We start from the raw sequence: 19,386 nt of genomic DNA, 5'->3' as shown, positions 1-19,386 counted from the left end.
TAAAAATTACAGAAAGCTATCCAAATCTCCTTTTCCTTCACGGATGATCTCAAAGTCGCCGGAAGTACAGTCTACTACCGTGGAAGCTTCATTGTCGCCAAAACCACCATCTATCACCATATCAACTGTATTTTCATATTTCTCATGGATCAGTTCCGGATCGGTAGAATACTCTATTACTTCATCGTCATCACGGATGGACGTAGATAGAATAGGGTTGCCAAGTTGCCTTACAATTTCTCTGGCAATGTCATTATCTGGTACCCTAATACCAACTGTTTTTTTATTGGAACTTAATAGTTTGGGTACGTTATTGTTTGCATTTAAAATAAAGGTAAAAGGGCCCGGTAGGGCCTTTTTTAATACCCTGAATGTTGCTGTATCAATAGGTTTGATGAAATCGGAAATATGTCTTAAATCCGAGCATATGAAAGAAAAATTGGCCTTTTCAGGCTTTATACCCCTAAGACGACATATCTTTTCGATGGCCTTTTGGTTCGTAATGTCACAGCCCAAACCATAAACCGTATCAGTAGGATATATGATTAAGCCACCCTTTTTAAGTACATCAACAATCTGTTCGATTGCTTTTGGATTGGGATTTTCGGGATAGATTTTGATAAGCATGTGTAAAATTACACAAATGTTAGACCGAAATTGGATTATTATTGTTCAATTGGCATGTTTTTTAGTAAATTGATACGTATGAGAAAAGCATTCATCGCTATTGCAGCATTTTTGGTAGCGCTTACCATAATGTTAGGCCTTACCTACGCACCGTTATGGTGGTTGTTTATTTTTACAGGCCCGGTGGTTTTATTGGGCATTTACGACTTATACCAGCCTAAGCATAGTATTGTCCGCAACTACCCGGTTGTAGGCCGTTTAAGGTATTTTATGGAAGACCTGCGGCCAAAAATATACCAGTATTTTGTAGAGAGTGATACCAATGGCAAGCCATTTAGCCGTTTAAATCGTTCGTTGATCTATCAGCGTGCAAAAATGGAGAACGATACTATTCCTTTTGGAACACAACTTGACGTATATGAAAACGGTTATGAGTGGTTAAGTCATAGTATTTCAGCCATCAGTCATCACGAGCTGGAAGAGAGCCCTCGTGTACTTGTCGGTGGTCCGAACTGTACCCAGCCTTATTCTGCCAGTATCTATAACATATCTGCTATGAGCTTCGGTTCTTTAAGCCAGAATGCTATCCTTGCTTTAAACGGTGGTGCCAAACTGGGTGGTTTCGCACATAATACAGGTGAGGGAGGGATTAGTGATTACCATGCCAATCCTGGTGGCGACCTGATCTGGCAAATCGGAACAGGTTATTTTGGCTGTCGTAACCACGATGATGGTTCTTTTAATCCTGAAGCTTTTGCCCAAAGGTCTAAATCCGATCAGGTTAAAATGATCGAAATTAAACTTTCCCAGGGTGCTAAACCGGGGCATGGAGGAATTTTGCCTGCCAAAAAAGTAACACCAGAAATAGCCAGGATCAGGCTGGTAAAAGAAGGCTATGATGTGATTTCTCCACCTTCACATTCAGCTTTCAGGACCCCTTTGGAACTCGTTGCTTTTGTAAAGCAGCTGCGTGAATTATCGGGTGGTAAGCCAATTGGAATTAAGTTGTGCATTGGCCGGAGAAGCGAGTTTTTTGCTATTTGTAAGGCAATGGTGGAAACCGGGATTTATGTTGATTTTATTACCGTAGATGGTGGAGAGGGTGGTACCGGTGCTTCGCCTCAGGAGTTTTCGAATGCTGTTGGCATGCCTTTAAGAGAAGCAGTAGCTTTTGTATATGATGTACTTAGTGGTTTTAACCTGAAACAACACATCAAGATTATTGCATCCGGAAAAGTAGCTTCAGGCTTCGATCTGGTTAAAAATATTGCCCTTGGGGCTGATTTATGTAATTCTGCCAGGGGTATGATGTTTGCATTGGGTTGTATCCAAGCTTTAGAGTGTAACAGCAATACATGTCCTACTGGTGTAGCTACACAAGATCCGAGTTTAATGAAGGGTCTTGTAGTAGAAGATAAAAAGGTGAGGGTATTCAATTTCCACCGACTTACTGTGGCCAGTGCAGTTGAATTGCTGGGGGCCGCAGGTTTACACCATCCATATCAGCTTACAAGAGCTTATATCAACAGGCGGATAGCGCCAAATGTAATGCATTCTTATATGGAGAGTTTTCCTTATATCCCTGAAGGAAGTTTACTGCAAACGCCTTATCCGATGCGTTTTGAACTGGGTATGGCACTCAGTACATCAGCTAGTTTTAATCCAACAGATTATAAAGTATCGATGGTTGATTATGCACATGCGAATTCTTATTCGGATGATATGGCTGAACATAAGAATAATTCTTAATCCGGAGGGTGCTCAATAAAAAAGCCGTAAACAACAAAAATTGTTTACGGCTTTTTTATATAGTTGTTTTAGAGGTTAAAATTCTGCATTCTTAGGGAAACGGGGAAATGCAATAACATCCCTGATGTTGGTCATGCCACTTACAAAAAGAACAAGTCTTTCAAAGCCAAGGCCAAAACCAGAGTGCGGTGCCGAACCGAAACGTCTGGTGTCTAAAAACCACCAAAGTTCTTCCTGTGGAATATTTAGTTCTTCCATTCTGGCAACCAATTTATCCATACGTTCTTCCCTTTGTGAACCTCCAACCATTTCTCCTATTCCAGGGAAAAGGATATCCATTGCGGCTACCGTTTTTCTTCCCACTTCATCGGGTTCATTTTGTCTCATGTAAAATGATTTAATATCGGCAGGGTAATCTGTCAGGATTACCGGTTTCTTAAAATGTTTTTCAACCAGGTAGCGCTCGTGTTCCGATTGCAGGTCAGCACCCCATTCATCAATCAGGTATTTGAACTGTTTTTTCTGATTTGGTTTCGACGATTTTAAAATTTTAATGGCTTCGGTATACGTTAACCTTTCAAAATCATTATCCAGACAGAAATTTAATTTTTCAATCAGCGACATTTCACTGCGCTCATTTTGTGGTTTTGATTTCTCTTCTTCCAGTAACCTGTTGTTTAAGAAATCAATTTCTGTTGCGCAGTTGTCCAAAGCATAACGGATCACGTATTTGAGCATGTCCTCTGCCAGCTGCATGTTGTCTTCCAGGTCGGCAAAAGCAACCTCAGGCTCTACCATCCAGAATTCAGCCAGATGGCGTGTTGTATTTGAGTTTTCAGCCCTAAAGGTTGGTCCGAAAGTATAAATCTGTCCAAATGCCATAGCCGCAAGCTCGCCTTCCAGCTGACCTGAAACTGTTAGGTTTGTAGAGCGGGCAAAGAAATCCTCAGAAAAATCTACCTTACCATCTTCAGTGCGTGGCGGGTTTTCCAGGTCAAGTGTCGTTACTCTGAACATTTCTCCGGCACCTTCAGCATCTGAAGCTGTAATAATTGGTGTGTGCATATACACAAAGCCTCTTTCATTGTAAAACTGGTGTATTGCAAAGGCCAGTGCATGGCGTACCTTAAATATCGCATTAAAAGTATTGGTACGAAAACGCAGGTGTGCGATTTCCCTTAAAAACTCTAAGCTATGTTTTTTAGGTTGTAAAGGGAATTTCTCCGGATCACTATCACCTAGTATTTCTATGGAGGTTGCTTTTATATCAACTCTTTGTCCTTTTCCAACGGATTCCACAATAATACCATTTACAGCAATTGCTGCACCAGTAGTAATGCGTTTCAATAAGGCTTCATCCGTATGATTAAAATCAACAACAACCTGGATGTTTCCCATGCAGGAGCCATCATTTATAGCTATAAACTGATTGTTACGGAAGGTACGTACCCAACCCATAACTGTTACTTCTCTGTTAAACTCTTCTGTCTCGAGCAGACTCTTTACTTTTTCTCTGTGTATCATGATTTTATTGTGAAGAGCGTCAAAATTAAGGAATTCTACCAATAAATAACAGTATAATATTTCGAGTTCTGTTTTGGTCTTTTTTCACGTTGTGCAGTGATTTTTCTGTGTTATTTTATTATTTTTTTGGTGTTTTTGATTTTTTATGCATTAAATAATTGTTTTTGTTGTATTATTTGTTTGTATTTTTTATTTTTTTTGATTTTATAGTTAATTTATTGTGGTTTTTATGAGTTTAGTGTGTAGTTAATTGGTTTTTTCATTTATTTTTAAATGTTTTTTCTATTATTTTATTGTTATTTCGATTTTTATATAAAATATTTTAATTTTTTATTTGTTTTTTAGTGTATAATTGGAATATATCTCTATATTTGTAATGCTCGTTTAATTTATATTTGGTTAGAAAGGCCTACATCTGGATGGATGTAGGCCTTTTCTTTTTAAGAAGGTGAAAAAAATGCACAAAAAAAGAGAGTACCTTTCGGATACTCTCTTTTATTATTGAGAATGATCTTCTAAGCTAAAACTTTAGTTACCAGGTCAGATGCTTCTTTTAAAGCAATAGCTGAATAAACTTTCAATCCTGATTCATCTATCAGTTTTTTCGCCTCTTCAGCATTGGTACCTTGTAAACGGCAAATGATAGGAACCGGAACATTACCAATTTCATTATATGCATCTATTACTCCTTGTGCAACCCGGTCACAACGTACAATACCACCAAATATATTGATCAGGATTGCTTTTACGTTGGGGTCTTTAAGTATAATGTTAAAACCAGCCTTTACAGTTTGTGCATTTGCAGTACCACCAACATCAAGGAAGTTAGCAGGTTCGCCACCGGCAATCTTAATGATGTCCATAGTAGCCATAGCTAAACCGGCACCATTAACCATACAACCCACGTTCCCGTCAAGCTTTACATAATTAAGGTTAGATTCACTTGCTTCCACATCTGTAGGATCTTCTTCCAGTTTATCGCGCATTGCTGCATAATCAGGATGACGGAACAATGCATTCTCATCCAGATCAACTTTAGCATCAACAGCGATGATCTTGTCATCAGAAGTTTTTAACACTGGATTGATTTCGAACATCGCAGAATCCGTGCTGTCATAAGCTTTGTAAAGTGCAGTTACAAATTTTACCATTTCTTTAAAAGCCGCACCGCTTAAACCTAAATTAAAAGCAATTTTGCGTGCCTGAAATGCTTGTAAGCCAACTTTAGGGTCAATTTCTTCTTTAAAGATCAGATGAGGGGTATGCTCCGCAACTTCTTCAATGTCCATACCACCTTCAGTCGAATACATGATGATGTTTCTTCCATTTCCACGGTTCAATAAAACGCTTATATAGAACTCTTTGGTTTCAGAAGCTCCCGGATAATATACATCCTGGGCAACTAAAATCTTGTTAACTTTTTTTCCTTCAGGACCAGTTTGCGGAGTTACAAGCTGCATTCCTAAAATTGCAGTTGCTCTTTCCTTAACCTCATCAAGGTTCTTGGCTAGTTTTACACCACCGCCTTTACCCCGTCCACCTGCGTGGATCTGAGCTTTAATTACAACCCAGTCAGAATTGTAGTCAGTTTTCATTTTTTTAGCAGCTTCTACAGCCTGCTCTACCGTGTCGGCAACTATACCTTCTTGTACGGCTACACCAAAACTTTTAAGTATTTCTTTACCTTGATATTCGTGGATATTCATTCGCTGAAAAAATTTGTCCAAATCTACAACTTCAAAAGCTTTATAACAAATGACGACAGGTATTTTCAAGCTTTATATTTTCTTGTTCAGGTTTCAGTTTTTTTATGGTCTTTTTAAACTTTAGTTTCATCTTCATCCAGTAATTATTAAAATCGACATGTCCGGCCTTAAATAGTCTCTTATGGGCAATCCAAACTGTGAATGCTGTTGAAAAATAGAAAACACTATAAAAATAATAAATACTTGTCCTGATCATTGGATTTTTATATTGATATATCAGACTTAATCGTTCAATTTGAAAAGTGATATGTGCAGCCTCATCAATTAAAATATCTGTACATATCTGTTTAAGTAAGCTGCATCCCGTTGCATCTTTTAAACATTGGTAAAATATCTGCGCCGCACTTTCTACGGTAATTACAGCAAGGGTCCAGAATTCCATATTCCTATTTAAACCTCTTATTTTTCTGAATAAACTATCGCCCCAATCCTTCTTAATTCTTTGTTCGCCAATAAGATCTATATACCTCCCCAGGTTACTTCCGTGTTTTTGCTCTTCTTTGATAAAAAGTTTAATGGCGTTAGTATAATAAGGGTCATTCAGTTGTTTTGCATGTTTTGTTGCCGCATTGATGAGATTGGTGCCTTCTGATGTTTCCCCTAATTGCCAGGCTTGTAACGATTTTAGTATATACTGTTTTTCTATTTTAGAAAGATCGGGTTTTACACTCCAGTCGATCCTTTGGTTTTTAAGATTACGATTGAAATAGTTTATCCAATACCGTGAGTTGTGCATAGCTTGAAGTTTTAATGTTATAACCGGTTTTTAAGTAAATATTGCTGGGTTTGCCAATCGCGGTAGTTCCAGGAAAGCCATGAACCATGGTTATATTCTTCCCTGAATATGCTGATCCTTTCTTTTAAAACATTTTCAAAAGCGAGTTTCTGTTCCTCGTCAGTTGTCCTCTTTAACTGGTTGCTTTGTGTTTGAGGATCATATTCGCGTCGGGAAGCGTATACTGATGTTCCAAGATATTTACTGAGCAGTTGTTTATTCTGGTGCAACAGCGGTAAAGTTTTATCTGAAAAACCAATTAAATGATCAAAATCGAGGCGTATGGACTCCTTATGGTTAATGTTGTAGGACACAATAAATACATCCCAGTTTATAAAGCTAAAAACAAGGAGCAGAACATACCAGGCAAAGCCGTTTACTTTGCAGAGGTAAAAGAAAGTCTTCTGTTTGGATACTTTAAGGTAAACGGTAATCAGACCAATAATGCAAAGTAGCAGGAAAACCATTACACCTATACGTTTATAAGTTAAGCCAAGCGCACTGATATAGTGTAAATCCCGGAGCAGTACAGAAGCAATCAGGAAGGCATTTTGAAAGATCCACAAATAGGCCAGTAAACGAAGTGCTCTGTTTTTACTGTAGAAATTCAGGTTCCCGCTAAAAAAATAAACAATGACCAGCATTGCCATGATAATGCTGAAAATTAATGCCTCAGCACCATCATGCAGGGCCTCAGAGTAGCTGGCATTTGTGGAAGTTGTTTCTCCGAGCCAGAGGGTGCTGATATCAATCAGGTTTAAAGCAAGTATCAAAAGATTTAAGGCCGAAAAGGAGATGATGCCAATGATATTCTCAGTCTTTAGTGCGGTTTTACGTTTTAGCAAACTGCCTGCAAAAATATGGCTTAGATCGTAAAATACAGAGCGGTTTTTCTTATTCCGGCGCTGGCGTATAAGTTGTTCGTTGCAACCTGATTCTGCTTTTTCCAGTTCAAGGTCCTTTAGCCTTATAAAAATTGTAGCAGCAAGCACAATGCCTAAAATAATGTGCAGAAAGCGTGGTAAGTTTAAATCGGCAAATAGAAAGTTGAATATGTTGTTGATAAAGGTATTTATACCTGAGAAAAATTGTTCAACGTAGCTGGCAAATATGTTATTTGCTGCGCTATAAAGTGTTATGAAAAAAGTAATGGCAATGAGAGGGATGATGATGTACTTAAACGAGCTCAGCAGAGGTTTAAAAAACATCCCGCTAAAGCGTGCACCCAATATTTTTTTTACCAGGTTTACAGGAGCAGTAACAAATTGTAAAATCGCTGCCAGGATAATGGTAAAGATGCTCCTGAGCAATTGAAAGTGGGTAATGCCAATCACAATAGCCAAACTGATATACCAGGTAATAATAGTAAGGGCAGATTTATTGAAGACAACTAAGAGGGAAGCCAGCAGTAGACTGGCACCGGCTAAATAGCTTTTTATGTTCTTACTCTTCTCTTTATCCATCAAGATGATGGTTAGTATAAAGATAGTATAGATCAGGAGATTGATGGCTTGTTTTTGCATCCAGAAGAGGTAATTAAACAGCAGACCACCTGTAAGGGTTGCCATTAGCTGTAAATTTATTTTTTGTTTCATAACGGTATGATGTTAAAAGTCAGGCAATTTGCATTACTAAATAAAAATATAAATAGGCGGCAGGCAGGTTGAGTAGCATAATGATGGCAGTGATCAATAGCTCACGATAAGCACTGGGCTGCAGGAGTGCCGTGAAAACCAATAGTAAAAAGATCACTGAATTGATCAGGAGAGCGAGGACCAGATAGTACGTCCCAATGATAAGCAGCGGATCAAACCTGGTCAGGAAAAAAAATAAAAATAATCCTGAGCCAGTGACGAATGAATATTTGGCGCAGATTTTACCCGTGGCTGTCATTTGTTGAACTGAATTTGTTTCCATTTTATTGGTTTAAAAGTACTTTGAAATTCAAAGTATATGTGTAAAAAAATTAAATCCCCTTAATCATTTTTTCTAAAGCATCTAAATGCGTTTTAAAGGCATGTCTTCCCAATTCAGTAAGCATATAGGTTGTATTTGTTTTTTTTCCTATAAAAGATTTCTGAACTTTCAGGTATTGTGCCTGCTCCAGTGTATTCAGATGGGAGGCCAGGTTGCCATCTGTCAGTTCCAGCAATTGCTTCAGTTCATTAAAACTGACACTATCATTAACTACGAGTACGGACATTACGCCCAGTCTTATCCGGCTGTCGAATATCTTATTCAGGGCTTCTATGGGGTTCTTCATTATTTGGCCCTTTCGTATTTAAAATACATGATCGTCCCGTAAAAGATGTGTAGGAAACCAAAACCTGTAGCCCAGAAGTAAAGCCCATAACCAATATTGAACATGGCTATTAAGCCAAGAACCACTTCGCAAAATCCTAAAAATCGAATGTCAGAATAGGTATACTTGCTGGCATTGATCAGAGCCAGTCCGTAAAACACCAGGCAGGAGGGAGCAATCAGACCATATGATCGGGGATGAACAAGCAACAGGGCTATAATGAACAGACCACCTGAGATTAGCGGGATGGCCAGGTTGATGAGTAGGTTTTTAGTAGTCCTGTCCCAAAATGGGAGGTTCTTCTTTTTAGTTTGCCTTAAAGTTAGCAGAAGGCCACCCACTAGTGCAACGATAAGCACAGCAAGACCTATTTTAATCAGGCTGAATTCCAGATTCAGGTCAGATTGTCCATAGGTGTATTTCCCATTTACATAATCAGCTATTTCAATATGGGCAAGGTAAGCGCCTAACAGGGCGGTAAAACCTGCGAAAACTCCGGATAACCCACTTAGAGAGATGAATCTTGATGAACGGTCCATGATATTCCTGATGTCGTTCAATGCATTGAGTTGTTCTTCCTGTTTATTCATCTTAAAAGTACTTTGTTTTTCAAAGTTAGTTCATATTTCTTATTTTCCAAATAATACTTAAGAAAATTTGCTGGGACATTTTTAGTTTATGGTTTTTTGTAAGTTTGCACTTATGCTAAAAGCAAGAGGTATAAAAAAAGCTTATGGAAATCTGCCTATATTAAAAGGTGTTGATTTTGAAGTCGAAAAAGGAGAGATTGTAAGTATAATCGGTGCTTCGGGAGCGGGTAAGAGTACGCTTTTACATATTTTAGGTACTTTGGATAAGCCCGATGAAGGAACGGTTGAACTAAATGGAACAAAGGTTAATCAGCTTTCGGGTGAATTGCTGAGTGTTTTCCGCAACCGTAACATTGGTTTTGTTTTTCAGTTTCATCACCTGTTGCCCGAATTTACTGCATTAGAAAACATATGTATTCCTGCTTTTATTGCTAAAACCGCTAAAAAACAGGCTGAACATCGTGCTATGGAGTTACTGGATCTGTTGGGGCTGAAAGATCGCGCTGATCATAAGCCAAATGAATTATCGGGTGGCGAGCAGCAACGGGTTGCGGTAGCCAGGGCATTGGTCAATAATCCCGCAATTATTCTGGCGGATGAGCCATCAGGTAACCTGGACTCGGCAAATGCCAATGCATTACATGAATTTTTCATCAAGCTAAGGGATAATTTTAAACAAACCTTTGTCATTGTTACGCACAACGAAGATCTGGCCAAGATCAGCGATAGGGTGGTAACTATGAAGGATGGGTTAATTATATATTAATGAAGATTTTGATTACCGGGGGGGTATCTGCCCAGGCGCTGAAAATGCTTACTGCATTTGCAGATGATGCCATTGTGCTGGCAGACTACGGAGATGTGCCTTTGTTCCCAACTGCAAAATATCAGTTTATTTCGCTGGGGGAACGAAACGATGACATCATTGCCCATAATTTATTGAACCATTGCCTTAATGAAGCTGCAGATGCTATTTTACCACTGTATGCATTTGAGATTGCAGAAATTGCAAAGTCAACTGTACTTTTTGAAGAGTTTAACATCCGGGTTCTGCTACCTGAAACAGCTCAGATCATTCCTTTAAAAAAGTAATAATGGCATTGGAAAAATACTTAAAAGAAAAAGAAACCTTCATTTTTGAACTGGACGATGTAATTTATCCCGAAAAGGATTACCTGTTGCAGGTATATTACCTGTTTGCCCAGTTTATGGAATATGGAGAGCAGCTGAGTGCTGTTGACGTACTTAAATTTATGCAAGACACTTATCTGGAAGAAGGAGCAGTAGATTTGTTTGCTAAAACAGCCGGTAAGTTTAACATACCTGATAAATACCAGGTTAATTTTGACATGTTGCTGATGAGTGTACGTTTGCCGCTTAAGCTGCTTGTGTATAACGAAGTCCTCCGCTTTCTACAGGAAATAGTAGTAGAACGGAAACAAATCTTTTTACTGGTACAGGGAAGTCCGGTGATGCAGCTTAATAAAATAAAACAGATAGAATGGAACGGTCTGGAAAAATACCTGACCGTTTATTTTACAGAAGAGTTGAACGAAGAGCCCGATCGGCTTGAATTTATTCTGGAGAAACACCAGATAGATAAAGAAACAGTAGTATTGATCGGTAAATCCGAATTCTCCAAAACAGCGGCATCAAATGTTAAAATATGTTATTTACCGGTTGAAGAACTATTAATTTCTTAATTACGTTCATATTTACTCGTATATTTATTTAAAATATTGAAAATGAAATCCATCGTTTGGCAAAGGAAACCTGTTTTCCTTTATATGTTGTTTATCATGATGGCCCTTGGGGCATGTAAAAAATCTAAAGTAACACCCGAACCAGATCCGCCAGCTTCGGGCTCAAATGTAAAGCAAACGCCAACTACCAACAGAACAGAATTAACCAATGATTCTTTGTTTTTATATGCCCAGCAAATCTATTACTGGAATACTGCGTTGCCATCTTATGATGATTATGTGCCCCGTCAGTATAACACCGCAAGTACCGACCTCATTAACTATGAGAACAACTTGTTTAATATCGTAAAATCTTCCGGATCCGCAGATTACATCGCAGGAAACTCAGATCCAAAATACTCCTATATTGAAGACATTACGACCAGAAATCCTGCTGCCGTATCGGCTGTACCCAATTCAAGGCTGTCTGTAGACCTTGATGGCAATGGAAACGATACCGGGGTAATGTGGATTCCATTTGGTACCAATAACAGCTATACTATTTTTGTTACTGTTGTATATCCTGGTTCGGATGCAGAAGCAAAAGGTGTAAAAAGAGGTTGGGCAATCACCAAAATTAACGGACGGTCATTCGGTACAAATTATAACGGTGAATACAATGCAATTTATGATGAGTTTGCCAAAAGTTCAGTTACAATAGAAGGGTATAAATTTTCCAATGATGTTCAGGGAGAAGCGTTTAACCTTACCCTGACTAAAAAATCGTATAGCAGCAGTCCGGTATATGTGTCTAAAGTAATTACTTCGGGAAGTAAAAAGATCGGTTATCTGGCTTATGGCCGTTTTTCAAATGAAAACAATTCCTTTACTGCTTTAGGTAATGTATTCAGCAGCTTTGCTGCCCAGAATGTAACCGATCTGGTTGTAGATTTAAGGTATAATGGAGGCGGTTATATCAGTACTGCCGAACGTTTGATTAACCTGATCGCGCCTACGACAGCTACTGGGGTAATGTATAAGGAATATTATAATGCAACACTGAGAGATCAGAAAGCAACCATAATGAAAAATCAGCCATTACTGGATGATAATGATAAGGTTCGTTACAAAAACGGCCGGATGATGAATTATTTTGATGATATAGATTATACGGTAGCCGGAAATACATATTCATTTAGCAAAATTGGCAACCTGACAGGGGTAAGCAATATTGTTTTTCTGGTTTCCCGCAATACAGCATCAGCCAGCGAGCTGGTGATCAATTCTTTAAAACCTAAAATGAACGTGAAGCTGGTGGGCCAAACCACTTATGGAAAGCCAATCGGTTTTTTCCCTGTCAGACTTCAAAACAGGTATGACGTTTTTTATTCCTTGTTTGAGACTAAAAATTCGGCCGATCAGGGCGGATATTTTTCAGGTATGGTGCCGGACGCTGCTTTGTCTGAAAACCCAACTTACCAGTTGGGTGATGAAAAAGAGGCTTACCTGGCCAAGGCAATTGGTCTGTTAAATTCTGCGGCAATTACAAGTAGTAATACAGTGGGTTCTAAAGCCGTCATGAGTGTAGGTAGCAAAACCATTGCTCTTGACAATCAGAATTTCAATGCACCGGTAGGGGACGGGGCAAGCTTTGTAGGGATGATAGAAAACCGCCATAAAGGAAGGTGATAAACTAAGAAACTGTGAATCAGAAGGCTTTGTCATGTATCAGAAATTTTATTGACACAATTGTGTAAATGCCTTTGAAGTATGGCGCTTTTTTTGTTTATTGGTATTGTAATTTTAGGTTAAACAAGTGTTTAACCGGTATTTAGCCAGTATATTATGTTAGGGGAATTAATCGCGAAAGAAGCAATAGACATCAGCCAGATTGTACCGGCTGATCAAAATCATACAGAAGAATTAAGAGATAAATTAAATTCAGCCCAGCGACTGGGTAATGAGTTTAAATCAAAGGCCGACATTACCTTTAATACCAAAGAAGGACCAAAAACGGTTTCGACAACGGTATGGTCGGTTACAGAAAAATACATTCAACTTAAAAACGGTATACATCTTCCATTGACAAGCCTGATTGCAATAGATTTTTAGTCTTATTGTTTTTTCATGCGCTGCTTTTCATGGAACAGCTGCTGGATATCACGTTCTTTATCAATGTTGGTGATGATCTCTAAAATGGCATTACTGGCATCGATAAAAAAACGTTTATTGATGTTCTGATATTCATCAGTAGCCTTGTGGTAGTCTTTATGGTCTTCTACACCAAAATAGATAAAAGGAATGTTCCTGTCATTGAAAATAGAATGATCGCTTTGGTTGGTCCAGTCGTCCTTGCCCAGTTTAGGGTCGTCATGACCAAATAATACCTTGAGGTTAGGATTGGTAATGTAAAAGTAGTTTTTTAATGCCGGATACTTAAATGTGCCACAGGCATAAAGTTCAGCTTTATCATTATGACTGATCATATCCATATTGATGTTCATGATCACCTTGTCAAGGCCTACCGGAGGATTGGCTACAAATGCCCTTGCGCCCTGTAAACCCATTTCTTCTGCATCAAAAGCTGCAAAAATCAAAGTATGATTGGGTTGGTGTTGTTTATAATAAGCAGCAAATTTGAGTAAAGCGGCTACCCCGGATGCATTGTCGTCTGCACCATTATAGATTTCATTTCTGATGATGCCGATATGGTCGTAATGGGCCGAAATCACGATCACTTTATCATTTTTGCCTTCAATAAAACCGATCATATTTTTGCCATTTACCTCTCCTTTGCTGGTCTTGAAGGAAAATCCCTGCTCATAACCCTGCAGTTGCGGAAATGTTTTTAAGCCTATGGCCTTAAAGCGGTTGTTGAGGTAATTTCTGGCCATTTCGGCTCCTTTAGTGTCGGTCTTCCTGCCTTCATAAGCATCAGAAGAAAGGATTTCCACATCGCTTAGTAATTGCTTGTCACTTTCATTTCCTGCAGTATTTTTTACAGAGCTGCAGCTTAATAACAAGGCCAATGACAACAGCAGGTAAGTATTCATATAAATGGGCTTATACATCACATAAAGGTAATTATATTGGCTGATATAACTACAATCCTATTTTTGTAAAAACTTATAGGAAGAAGTACTGTTTTAAATTAATCGTTCCAATTTGGGAATTGGTGTTAATTATAAAATTTTTAAAATGGAATACAGGCGTTTAGGAAAATCAGGATTACAGGTAAGCGCATTGTCATTAGGCAGCTGGCTTACTTTCGGGCAACAAATCAGTGATAAAACCGCAGATGAGTTAATGGGAATGGCTTATGATGCTGGTGTTAACTTTTTCGACAATGCAGAAGGCTATGCCGCAGGCAAATCTGAAATAGTAATGGGCAAAATACTGAAAGCTCATAAATGGGAGCGGGAGTCCTTTGTGGTTTCAAGCAAGGTGTTTTTTGGTACGGAAAATAAAGGTCCTAACCGCATTGGATTATCAAGAAAGCATGTCATTGAAGCATGTAATGGTGCTTTAAAAAGGTTGCAGGTAGATTATCTGGATCTCTACTTCTGTCACCGTCCGGATAGAAATACCCCCATAGAAGAGACAGTATGGGCCATGAATGGACTTTTACAACAGGGAAAGATACTTTACTGGGGAACGTCTGAATGGAACGCAGTAGAGATCATGGAAGCCATAAGGGTAGCTAAACAATACAATCTTATCGGACCTACCATGGAGCAGCCCCAGTACAACCTGATGGAGCGTAACAAGTTGGAAAATGAGTATTTACTGTTGTTTAAGGAACATGGATTGGGTACTACCATATGGTCGCCTTTGGCTTCTGGCTTGCTTTCGGGCAAGTATACTTCTAAAAAAACAAAAGATACACGCCTGGAACTTAAGGGGATGGAATGGCTGAAAGATGCGGTACTGAACGAAGAGAAGTTGAAAAAAGCTGAAAAATTACAGGCGCTGGCCGATAAACTGAATGTTCCCCTGGCAAAATTATCGCTGGCATGGTGTCTTAAAAATCCTAACGTAAGTACAGTTATCCTGGGTGCATCTAAAACTGAACAGTTAAAAGAGAATTTAACCGCCTTAGAGGTATTGCCTTTGTTAACCGATGAAGTGATGGATAAAATTGAAGATCTTGTACAGACTAAACCCAAAGTGGTTCAGTTTTAAGCTTACACATTAAAATAAAAAGCTTGTTCAGTTTGTACTGAACAAGCTTTTTTATAGCCATTTGCTTTTAATAATAAGTTAGCCTGATTACACCCGCCATCTTTTTAGCCAGGCGGATTACCTGTCTGGTATAACCATATTCATTGTCATACCATGCGTATAATACAATTGATTTATTGTCTTTAGCTATGATAGTTGCAGGACCATCAATAATTGAAGCATGACTGTTGCCAATCAGGTCAGTGCTTACCAATTCGTTTGAAATGGAATATTCGATCTGTTCTGAAAGATCACCAAATAAGGATGCCTGTCTTAAAATTTCACTAACTTCTTCTTTAGACGTTACCTTATTTAAAGATAAATTTAATATAGCCAATGAAACATTGGGCGTAGGTACGCGTACGGCATTACCTGTTAGCTTACCACCCAAATGGGGGATTACCTTCGCTACAGCTTTATCTGCCCCGGTTTCAGTTATGACAAGGTTTAAGGCTGCAGAGCGGCCGCGACGGTATTTTTTATGGTAATTATCAAGCAGGTTTTGATCATTGGTATAGGAGTGTACGGTTTCTATATGACCCTTTTCGATACCAAAGGCATCATCAACTATCTTCAGGACAGGAACTATTGCATTTGTGGTGCATGAAGCATTGGATAAAATGTTTTCAGCTTTGAAATCGACCTCTATATCGTTTATGCCGGCTACAACATTAGGAATATCACCTTTGGCTGGTGCGGTTAACAATACCTTACTGATACCTTTGGCCTTAAGGTGCTTACTAAGACCAGCACGGTCGCGGTAAATACCGGTATTGTCTATCAGGAGTGCGTCCTTGATGTCGTAAGTTGTATAATCTACTGATTCGGGGCTGGAAGCTTCAATAAAATGAATGGTTTGCCCGTTTGCAATTAATGCTTTGTTTTCAAAATCTTCTATAATAGTGCCATTAAAAGGGCCGTGAATGGAATCTGTACGTAAAAGTTCGGCTCTCTTGATCAGTTCTTCATCACTATAACTTCTGGTTACTATTGCCCTTAAGCGAAGCTGTTCCCCTTTGCCCGCCTGCAGGATAAGTTCCCTGGCCGCAATCCTGCCTATACGGCCAAAACCGAATAATACAACGTCTTTTGGTTTCAGGCTAATTTTGTCTTTTCCGATGTGTTTGCTAAGTTTTGTGACTATGAAATCATGGATTGAAGCATAGTTATTATTGTCTGCTAACCATTCTGAAGCCAGCCTACCTACATCCACCCTTGAAGGGGCAAGGTTACATTTCGCAATGGTTGTTGCCAGCTCTAAAGTTTCATAAATGCTAATGTCTTTTCCACTTACTTCTTTGGCATATTGATGATGTGCAAGGATCTCACTGCTACCTACATCAAATAAAGGCTTACGGAACAATACCAGCTCAACAGATCTGTCGAACCATAGTTGACCCACAATATTGATCAACTCAATAGCTTTCTTTTCTTTTTCAATCCAGTTTTGAAACTCAGATTGGTACTTCTTTAACATGTCAGGAAATTTTGGTTAGAATGGCACAAAAGTAAAAAAGATTGAGCGAGTACCCAATCTTTTTACTTTATAATTTTATTGCCTGGTTAATGAAGCAGGTGGAAGAACTTATCCTAAATATGACTTCAGGATTTTACTTCTTGAAGTATGGCGCAGACGTTGTAAAGCTTTATCTTTGATCTGGCGGACACGCTCGCGTGTTAAATTAAATTTTTCGCCAATCTCTTCTAATGAAAGTGGATGATTGGTACTTAGACCAAAGAACAGTACAATGATTTCACGTTCACGTTCTGTTAATGTAGACAGGGAACGTTTTATTTCCTCTGAAAGAGATTCATTGATCAGGCTGCTATCTGTATTAGGTTCATGATTTTCCAATACATCAAGCAAAGTATTTTCCTCGCCCTGAACAAAAGGGGCATCCATAGATACATGACGGCCAGAATTACTTAGGGTATCTGAAATTTTATCAACTGTAGTTTCTAAAATGTCTGCCAATTCTTCAGGAGAGGGCTCACGCTCATACTCCTGCTCTAATTTTGAGAATGCCTTACTGATTTTGCTTAATGAGCCAACCTGGTTCAAAGGTAAACGCACAATCCGGCTTTGCTCAGCAATAGCCTGTAAAATTGATTGACGAATCCACCAAACCGCATAAGAGATAAATTTAAAACCTTTAGTTTCGTCAAAACGTTTCGCTGCCTTAATCAAGCCCAGATTGCCTTCGTTAATCAAATCTCCAAGGGTTAAACCTTGGTTCTGATATTGTTTTGCTACGGAAACTACAAAGCGTAAATTGGTTTTTGTTAAACGTTCTAATGCAGCCTGATCCCCTTCCCGTATCTTCCGTGCCAGTATTACTTCTTCTTCTGCCGTGATTAAATCCACTTTACCAATCTCGTGAAGGTATTTGTCTAATGATTGACTTTCGCGGTTGGTAATTGATTGCGTGATTTTGAGTTGTCTCATCTATATGTTTTGGTACTCGTTATGTATTTTGAACGTGCAAAAGTAAGGATTTAAAGGCAAATTTGAAACATAAATTCCTGAAAATGTTACACTTTGCAGCCGTTATTTGCATTACATTATAGCAGCAATAATTATTCCAAAATACTTTTGTCAGTATTCCCTGTTTATACTGATAATTATCGTTAATTTATTATTAATCACTTGTTTGGGGGTGTTGGCTGATATTATCCCGATTAAGTATTATCTGAAATATTACGTAGGTATATAAATTTCTGACATAAAAATCATATAAAATCAATTCTGCCTGGTGTGCAGAAGCAATACCAACAGAATGATTTTATATGTTTGAGTTTTTAACTCAGATCTGAAACTTCCGCATTTGCTGCATTTTTCTTTACAGACTCTATTCCGTTCTCTCTGCTCGTATCACTTTCATACATTTCGCTATTGCCAATAACCTGTCCGTTGGAAGCCTTCAGGTTAAAATAAGGTTTCCCGTTTGAAGAGGTCTTTCTATCAAATTTATTGTCGTCCTGTGAATTTTTTCTGACAGACTCTATTCCATTATTGCAGGCACTTTTAGTGGTATAACCTTCACTGCTTAAAATAACCTGTCCGTTTCCCGCCTTTAAATTGAATTGGAACTCTCCGTTTTTTCTGGTAGTAATTTCGAACTTACCCATAATCTTTTTGTTTATTGTTTTTTAATTAGGTTGACTTTATAATTTCAATTTATAAAAAACAAACCTTAAACAGAAAAGATCTGGAATTATTTTTTGTTTAACCACTTAACAACTAGGCAAATCTTCTTTTAAATGCTGGCCAGATCGAAAGTCTGGTCCAGCCTGATGCCTCTTTCAGTCTGCTGCAAGGTACAGCATTCATTAACCGGATCGTGTTCCAGGTACAATATGTATTGTTTATCCATAGCTTCCTGTAAAAAGGCTTTTTTCTCATTTAAGGTTTTTAGAGGAAACATGTCGTAAGCCATCACATAGGGGAGGGGAATGTGCCCTACAGAGGGTAGCAGGTCAGCCATATAAACAATAGTCTTCTGCTTATATTGTATTTGTGGTAGCATCATGGCATCGGTATGGCCATAGGCAAAGCGGATATTTATGCCTTCATGGAAAGCTATACCGTCTTTATCTTCTATAAACCTCAGTTGTCCGCTATCCTGCATCGGCAAAATATTTTCTTTCAGGAAAGAAGCCTTTTCCCGCTCGTTAGGGTTTACTGCCCAGGCCCAATGTTTGGCGTTGCTCCAGTAAAAAGCATTCTTAAAAGCAGGGCGAAGCCTGCCATCCCCCTGCCTGATAATTGAACCTCCGCAATGGTCAAAATGCAGGTGTGTTAAAAATACATCCGTAATGTCATCCCTGCTAAAACCTTTTGCAGCCAGAGATTTGTCCAGGGTATCATCGCCATGCAGGTAGTAATAACCTAAAAACTTCTCGTCCTGCTTATCGCCAATGCCATTGTCTATCAGGATCAGCCTGTCGCCATCCTCAATCAATAAACAGCGCATGGCCCAGGTGCACATATTATTTGCATCCGCCGGATTGCTTTTTTGCCAGATAGATTTAGGGACAACACCAAACATGGCACCGCCATCCAGTTTAAAAAAGCCTGTATTTATGGTATGTAAGTTCATTTATATGAATTTGGTTAGTATGTAAAGATAAAAAAAGAGGCGGTTATACA

At 38.7% G+C, this 19,386-nt stretch carries 20 protein-coding genes; 7 read left to right on the top strand and 13 right to left on the bottom strand.

Features of this window, described 5'->3' with window-relative positions:
- Positions 1-6 precede the first annotated feature (6 nt).
- Positions 7-627 (bottom strand): L-threonylcarbamoyladenylate synthase, encoded by a 621-nt coding sequence (locus tag PHEP_RS14985; RefSeq protein WP_015808828.1) that lies wholly within the window; start codon positions 625-627, stop codon positions 7-9.
- A 78-nt stretch (positions 628-705) separates the two neighbouring features.
- Between PHEP_RS14985 and PHEP_RS14980 the strand changes: the two genes are divergently transcribed.
- Complete coding sequence (locus PHEP_RS14980; protein WP_036674157.1) at positions 706-2,376, top strand: FMN-binding glutamate synthase family protein; 1,671 nt, start codon at positions 706-708, stop codon at positions 2,374-2,376.
- 75 nt (positions 2,377-2,451) lie between these two features.
- Here PHEP_RS14980 and asnS read toward each other — a convergent pair whose 3' ends face one another.
- The 7 genes from asnS to PHEP_RS14945 form a co-directional block, all read right to left on the bottom strand.
- On the bottom strand, positions 2,452-3,900 hold the full coding sequence (asnS, locus tag PHEP_RS14975) for an asparagine--tRNA ligase (RefSeq protein WP_015808826.1): 1,449 nt from the start codon (positions 3,898-3,900) through the stop codon (positions 2,452-2,454).
- 515 nt (positions 3,901-4,415) lie between these two features.
- Positions 4,416-5,606 (bottom strand): ADP-forming succinate--CoA ligase subunit beta, encoded by a 1,191-nt coding sequence (gene sucC, locus PHEP_RS14970; protein ID WP_015808825.1) that lies wholly within the window; start codon positions 5,604-5,606, stop codon positions 4,416-4,418.
- Positions 5,607-5,646: 40 nt separating this feature from the next.
- On the bottom strand, positions 5,647-6,402 hold the full coding sequence (locus PHEP_RS14965) for a ferritin-like domain-containing protein (RefSeq protein WP_015808824.1): 756 nt from the start codon (positions 6,400-6,402) through the stop codon (positions 5,647-5,649).
- A 17-nt stretch (positions 6,403-6,419) separates the two neighbouring features.
- Entirely contained in the window at positions 6,420-8,036 is a 1,617-nt protein-coding gene (locus PHEP_RS14960; protein WP_015808823.1) for a DUF4153 domain-containing protein, read from the bottom strand.
- Positions 8,037-8,055: 19 nt separating this feature from the next.
- Positions 8,056-8,358, bottom strand: coding sequence for a hypothetical protein (locus PHEP_RS14955; protein ID WP_015808822.1), 303 nt, complete (start codon positions 8,356-8,358; stop codon positions 8,056-8,058).
- A 49-nt stretch (positions 8,359-8,407) separates the two neighbouring features.
- Complete coding sequence (locus PHEP_RS14950; protein WP_015808821.1) at positions 8,408-8,704, bottom strand: winged helix-turn-helix domain-containing protein; 297 nt, start codon at positions 8,702-8,704, stop codon at positions 8,408-8,410.
- On the bottom strand, positions 8,704-9,333 hold the full coding sequence (locus tag PHEP_RS14945; protein ID WP_015808820.1) for a hypothetical protein: 630 nt from the start codon (positions 9,331-9,333) through the stop codon (positions 8,704-8,706). The genes PHEP_RS14950 and PHEP_RS14945 overlap by 1 nt, the downstream gene beginning before the upstream one ends.
- 112 nt (positions 9,334-9,445) lie before the next feature.
- On the opposite strand from PHEP_RS14945, the gene PHEP_RS14940 reads away from it, so the two are divergent.
- The 5 genes from PHEP_RS14940 to PHEP_RS14920 all read left to right on the top strand — a co-directional run bounded on the left by PHEP_RS14940 (position 9,446) and on the right by PHEP_RS14920 (position 13,127).
- On the top strand, positions 9,446-10,099 hold the full coding sequence (locus PHEP_RS14940; RefSeq protein WP_015808819.1) for an ABC transporter ATP-binding protein: 654 nt from the start codon (positions 9,446-9,448) through the stop codon (positions 10,097-10,099).
- Positions 10,099-10,425, top strand: a complete 327-nt coding sequence (locus PHEP_RS14935; protein WP_015808818.1) for an ATP-grasp domain-containing protein — start codon at positions 10,099-10,101, stop codon at positions 10,423-10,425. Before PHEP_RS14940 ends, PHEP_RS14935 begins: the two co-directional genes overlap by 1 nt.
- 2 nt (positions 10,426-10,427) lie before the next feature.
- A complete protein-coding gene (locus tag PHEP_RS14930) occupies positions 10,428-11,036 on the top strand; it encodes an HAD hydrolase-like protein (protein ID WP_015808817.1) in 609 nt (202 codons plus the stop codon).
- Between the two features lie 42 nt (positions 11,037-11,078).
- The gene (locus PHEP_RS21710) at positions 11,079-12,704 is read left to right on the top strand and encodes a S41 family peptidase (RefSeq protein WP_049772268.1); all 1,626 of its coding nucleotides are present in this window, start codon (positions 11,079-11,081) and stop codon (positions 12,702-12,704) included.
- Between the two features lie 156 nt (positions 12,705-12,860).
- A complete protein-coding gene (locus PHEP_RS14920; RefSeq protein ID WP_015808815.1) occupies positions 12,861-13,127 on the top strand; it encodes a hypothetical protein in 267 nt (88 codons plus the stop codon).
- 2 nt (positions 13,128-13,129) lie between these two features.
- Here the strand turns inward: PHEP_RS14920 and PHEP_RS14915 are convergent, their stop codons facing one another.
- On the bottom strand, positions 13,130-14,068 hold the full coding sequence (locus PHEP_RS14915; protein WP_036674687.1) for a M20/M25/M40 family metallo-hydrolase: 939 nt from the start codon (positions 14,066-14,068) through the stop codon (positions 13,130-13,132).
- 145 nt (positions 14,069-14,213) lie between these two features.
- Here PHEP_RS14915 and PHEP_RS14910 point away from each other — a divergent pair, with 145 nt between their 5' ends.
- Complete coding sequence (locus PHEP_RS14910; protein WP_015808813.1) at positions 14,214-15,197, top strand: potassium channel beta subunit family protein; 984 nt, start codon at positions 14,214-14,216, stop codon at positions 15,195-15,197.
- 67 nt (positions 15,198-15,264) lie between these two features.
- Here the strand turns inward: PHEP_RS14910 and PHEP_RS14905 are convergent, their stop codons facing one another.
- The 4 genes from PHEP_RS14905 to PHEP_RS14890 form a co-directional block, all read right to left on the bottom strand.
- Positions 15,265-16,713, bottom strand: coding sequence for a glyceraldehyde-3-phosphate dehydrogenase (locus PHEP_RS14905; protein ID WP_015808812.1), 1,449 nt, complete (start codon positions 16,711-16,713; stop codon positions 15,265-15,267).
- Positions 16,714-16,821: 108 nt separating this feature from the next.
- On the bottom strand, positions 16,822-17,682 hold the full coding sequence (locus PHEP_RS14900; protein ID WP_008242129.1) for a sigma-70 family RNA polymerase sigma factor: 861 nt from the start codon (positions 17,680-17,682) through the stop codon (positions 16,822-16,824).
- A 353-nt stretch (positions 17,683-18,035) separates the two neighbouring features.
- Positions 18,036-18,365 carry a YegP family protein gene (locus tag PHEP_RS14895; RefSeq protein WP_015808811.1) on the bottom strand — a complete coding sequence of 110 codons (330 nt, stop codon included), beginning with the start codon at positions 18,363-18,365 and terminating at the stop codon, positions 18,036-18,038.
- Between the two features lie 128 nt (positions 18,366-18,493).
- Positions 18,494-19,336: an MBL fold metallo-hydrolase gene (locus PHEP_RS14890; RefSeq protein WP_015808810.1), complete on the bottom strand. Its 843-nt coding sequence runs from the start codon at positions 19,334-19,336 to the stop codon at positions 18,494-18,496.
- Positions 19,337-19,386 lie beyond the last annotated feature (50 nt).

The organism is Pedobacter heparinus DSM 2366 (genome assembly GCF_000023825.1).
GTDB lineage: Bacteria > Bacteroidota > Bacteroidia > Sphingobacteriales > Sphingobacteriaceae > Pedobacter > Pedobacter heparinus.
This window is presented reverse-complemented; position numbering and strand designations above follow the sequence as displayed.

Bases quoted from the DNA above. Each gene is read 5' to 3' on its own strand.
- PHEP_RS14985 (WP_015808828.1), bottom strand. From the start codon at position 627: ATGCTTATCAAAATCTATCCCGAAAATCCCAATCCAAAAGCAATCGAA.
- PHEP_RS14980 (WP_036674157.1), top strand. From the start codon at position 706: ATGAGAAAAGCATTCATCGCTATTGCAGCATTTTTGGTAGCGCTTACC.
- asnS (WP_015808826.1), bottom strand. From the start codon at position 3,900: ATGATACACAGAGAAAAAGTAAAGAGTCTGCTCGAGACAGAAGAGTTT.
- sucC (WP_015808825.1), bottom strand. From the start codon at position 5,606: ATGAATATCCACGAATATCAAGGTAAAGAAATACTTAAAAGTTTTGGT.
- PHEP_RS14965 (WP_015808824.1), bottom strand. From the start codon at position 6,402: ATGCACAACTCACGGTATTGGATAAACTATTTCAATCGTAATCTTAAA.
- PHEP_RS14960 (WP_015808823.1), bottom strand. From the start codon at position 8,036: ATGAAACAAAAAATAAATTTACAGCTAATGGCAACCCTTACAGGTGGT.
- PHEP_RS14955 (WP_015808822.1), bottom strand. From the start codon at position 8,358: ATGGAAACAAATTCAGTTCAACAAATGACAGCCACGGGTAAAATCTGC.
- PHEP_RS14950 (WP_015808821.1), bottom strand. From the start codon at position 8,704: ATGAAGAACCCCATAGAAGCCCTGAATAAGATATTCGACAGCCGGATA.
- PHEP_RS14945 (WP_015808820.1), bottom strand. From the start codon at position 9,333: ATGAATAAACAGGAAGAACAACTCAATGCATTGAACGACATCAGGAAT.
- PHEP_RS14940 (WP_015808819.1), top strand. From the start codon at position 9,446: ATGCTAAAAGCAAGAGGTATAAAAAAAGCTTATGGAAATCTGCCTATA.
- PHEP_RS14935 (WP_015808818.1), top strand. From the start codon at position 10,099: ATGAAGATTTTGATTACCGGGGGGGTATCTGCCCAGGCGCTGAAAATG.
- PHEP_RS14930 (WP_015808817.1), top strand. From the start codon at position 10,428: ATGGCATTGGAAAAATACTTAAAAGAAAAAGAAACCTTCATTTTTGAA.
- PHEP_RS21710 (WP_049772268.1), top strand. From the start codon at position 11,079: ATGAAATCCATCGTTTGGCAAAGGAAACCTGTTTTCCTTTATATGTTG.
- PHEP_RS14920 (WP_015808815.1), top strand. From the start codon at position 12,861: ATGTTAGGGGAATTAATCGCGAAAGAAGCAATAGACATCAGCCAGATT.
- PHEP_RS14915 (WP_036674687.1), bottom strand. From the start codon at position 14,068: ATGAATACTTACCTGCTGTTGTCATTGGCCTTGTTATTAAGCTGCAGC.
- PHEP_RS14910 (WP_015808813.1), top strand. From the start codon at position 14,214: ATGGAATACAGGCGTTTAGGAAAATCAGGATTACAGGTAAGCGCATTG.
- PHEP_RS14905 (WP_015808812.1), bottom strand. From the start codon at position 16,713: ATGTTAAAGAAGTACCAATCTGAGTTTCAAAACTGGATTGAAAAAGAA.
- PHEP_RS14900 (WP_008242129.1), bottom strand. From the start codon at position 17,682: ATGAGACAACTCAAAATCACGCAATCAATTACCAACCGCGAAAGTCAA.
- PHEP_RS14895 (WP_015808811.1), bottom strand. From the start codon at position 18,365: ATGGGTAAGTTCGAAATTACTACCAGAAAAAACGGAGAGTTCCAATTC.
- PHEP_RS14890 (WP_015808810.1), bottom strand. From the start codon at position 19,336: ATGAACTTACATACCATAAATACAGGCTTTTTTAAACTGGATGGCGGT.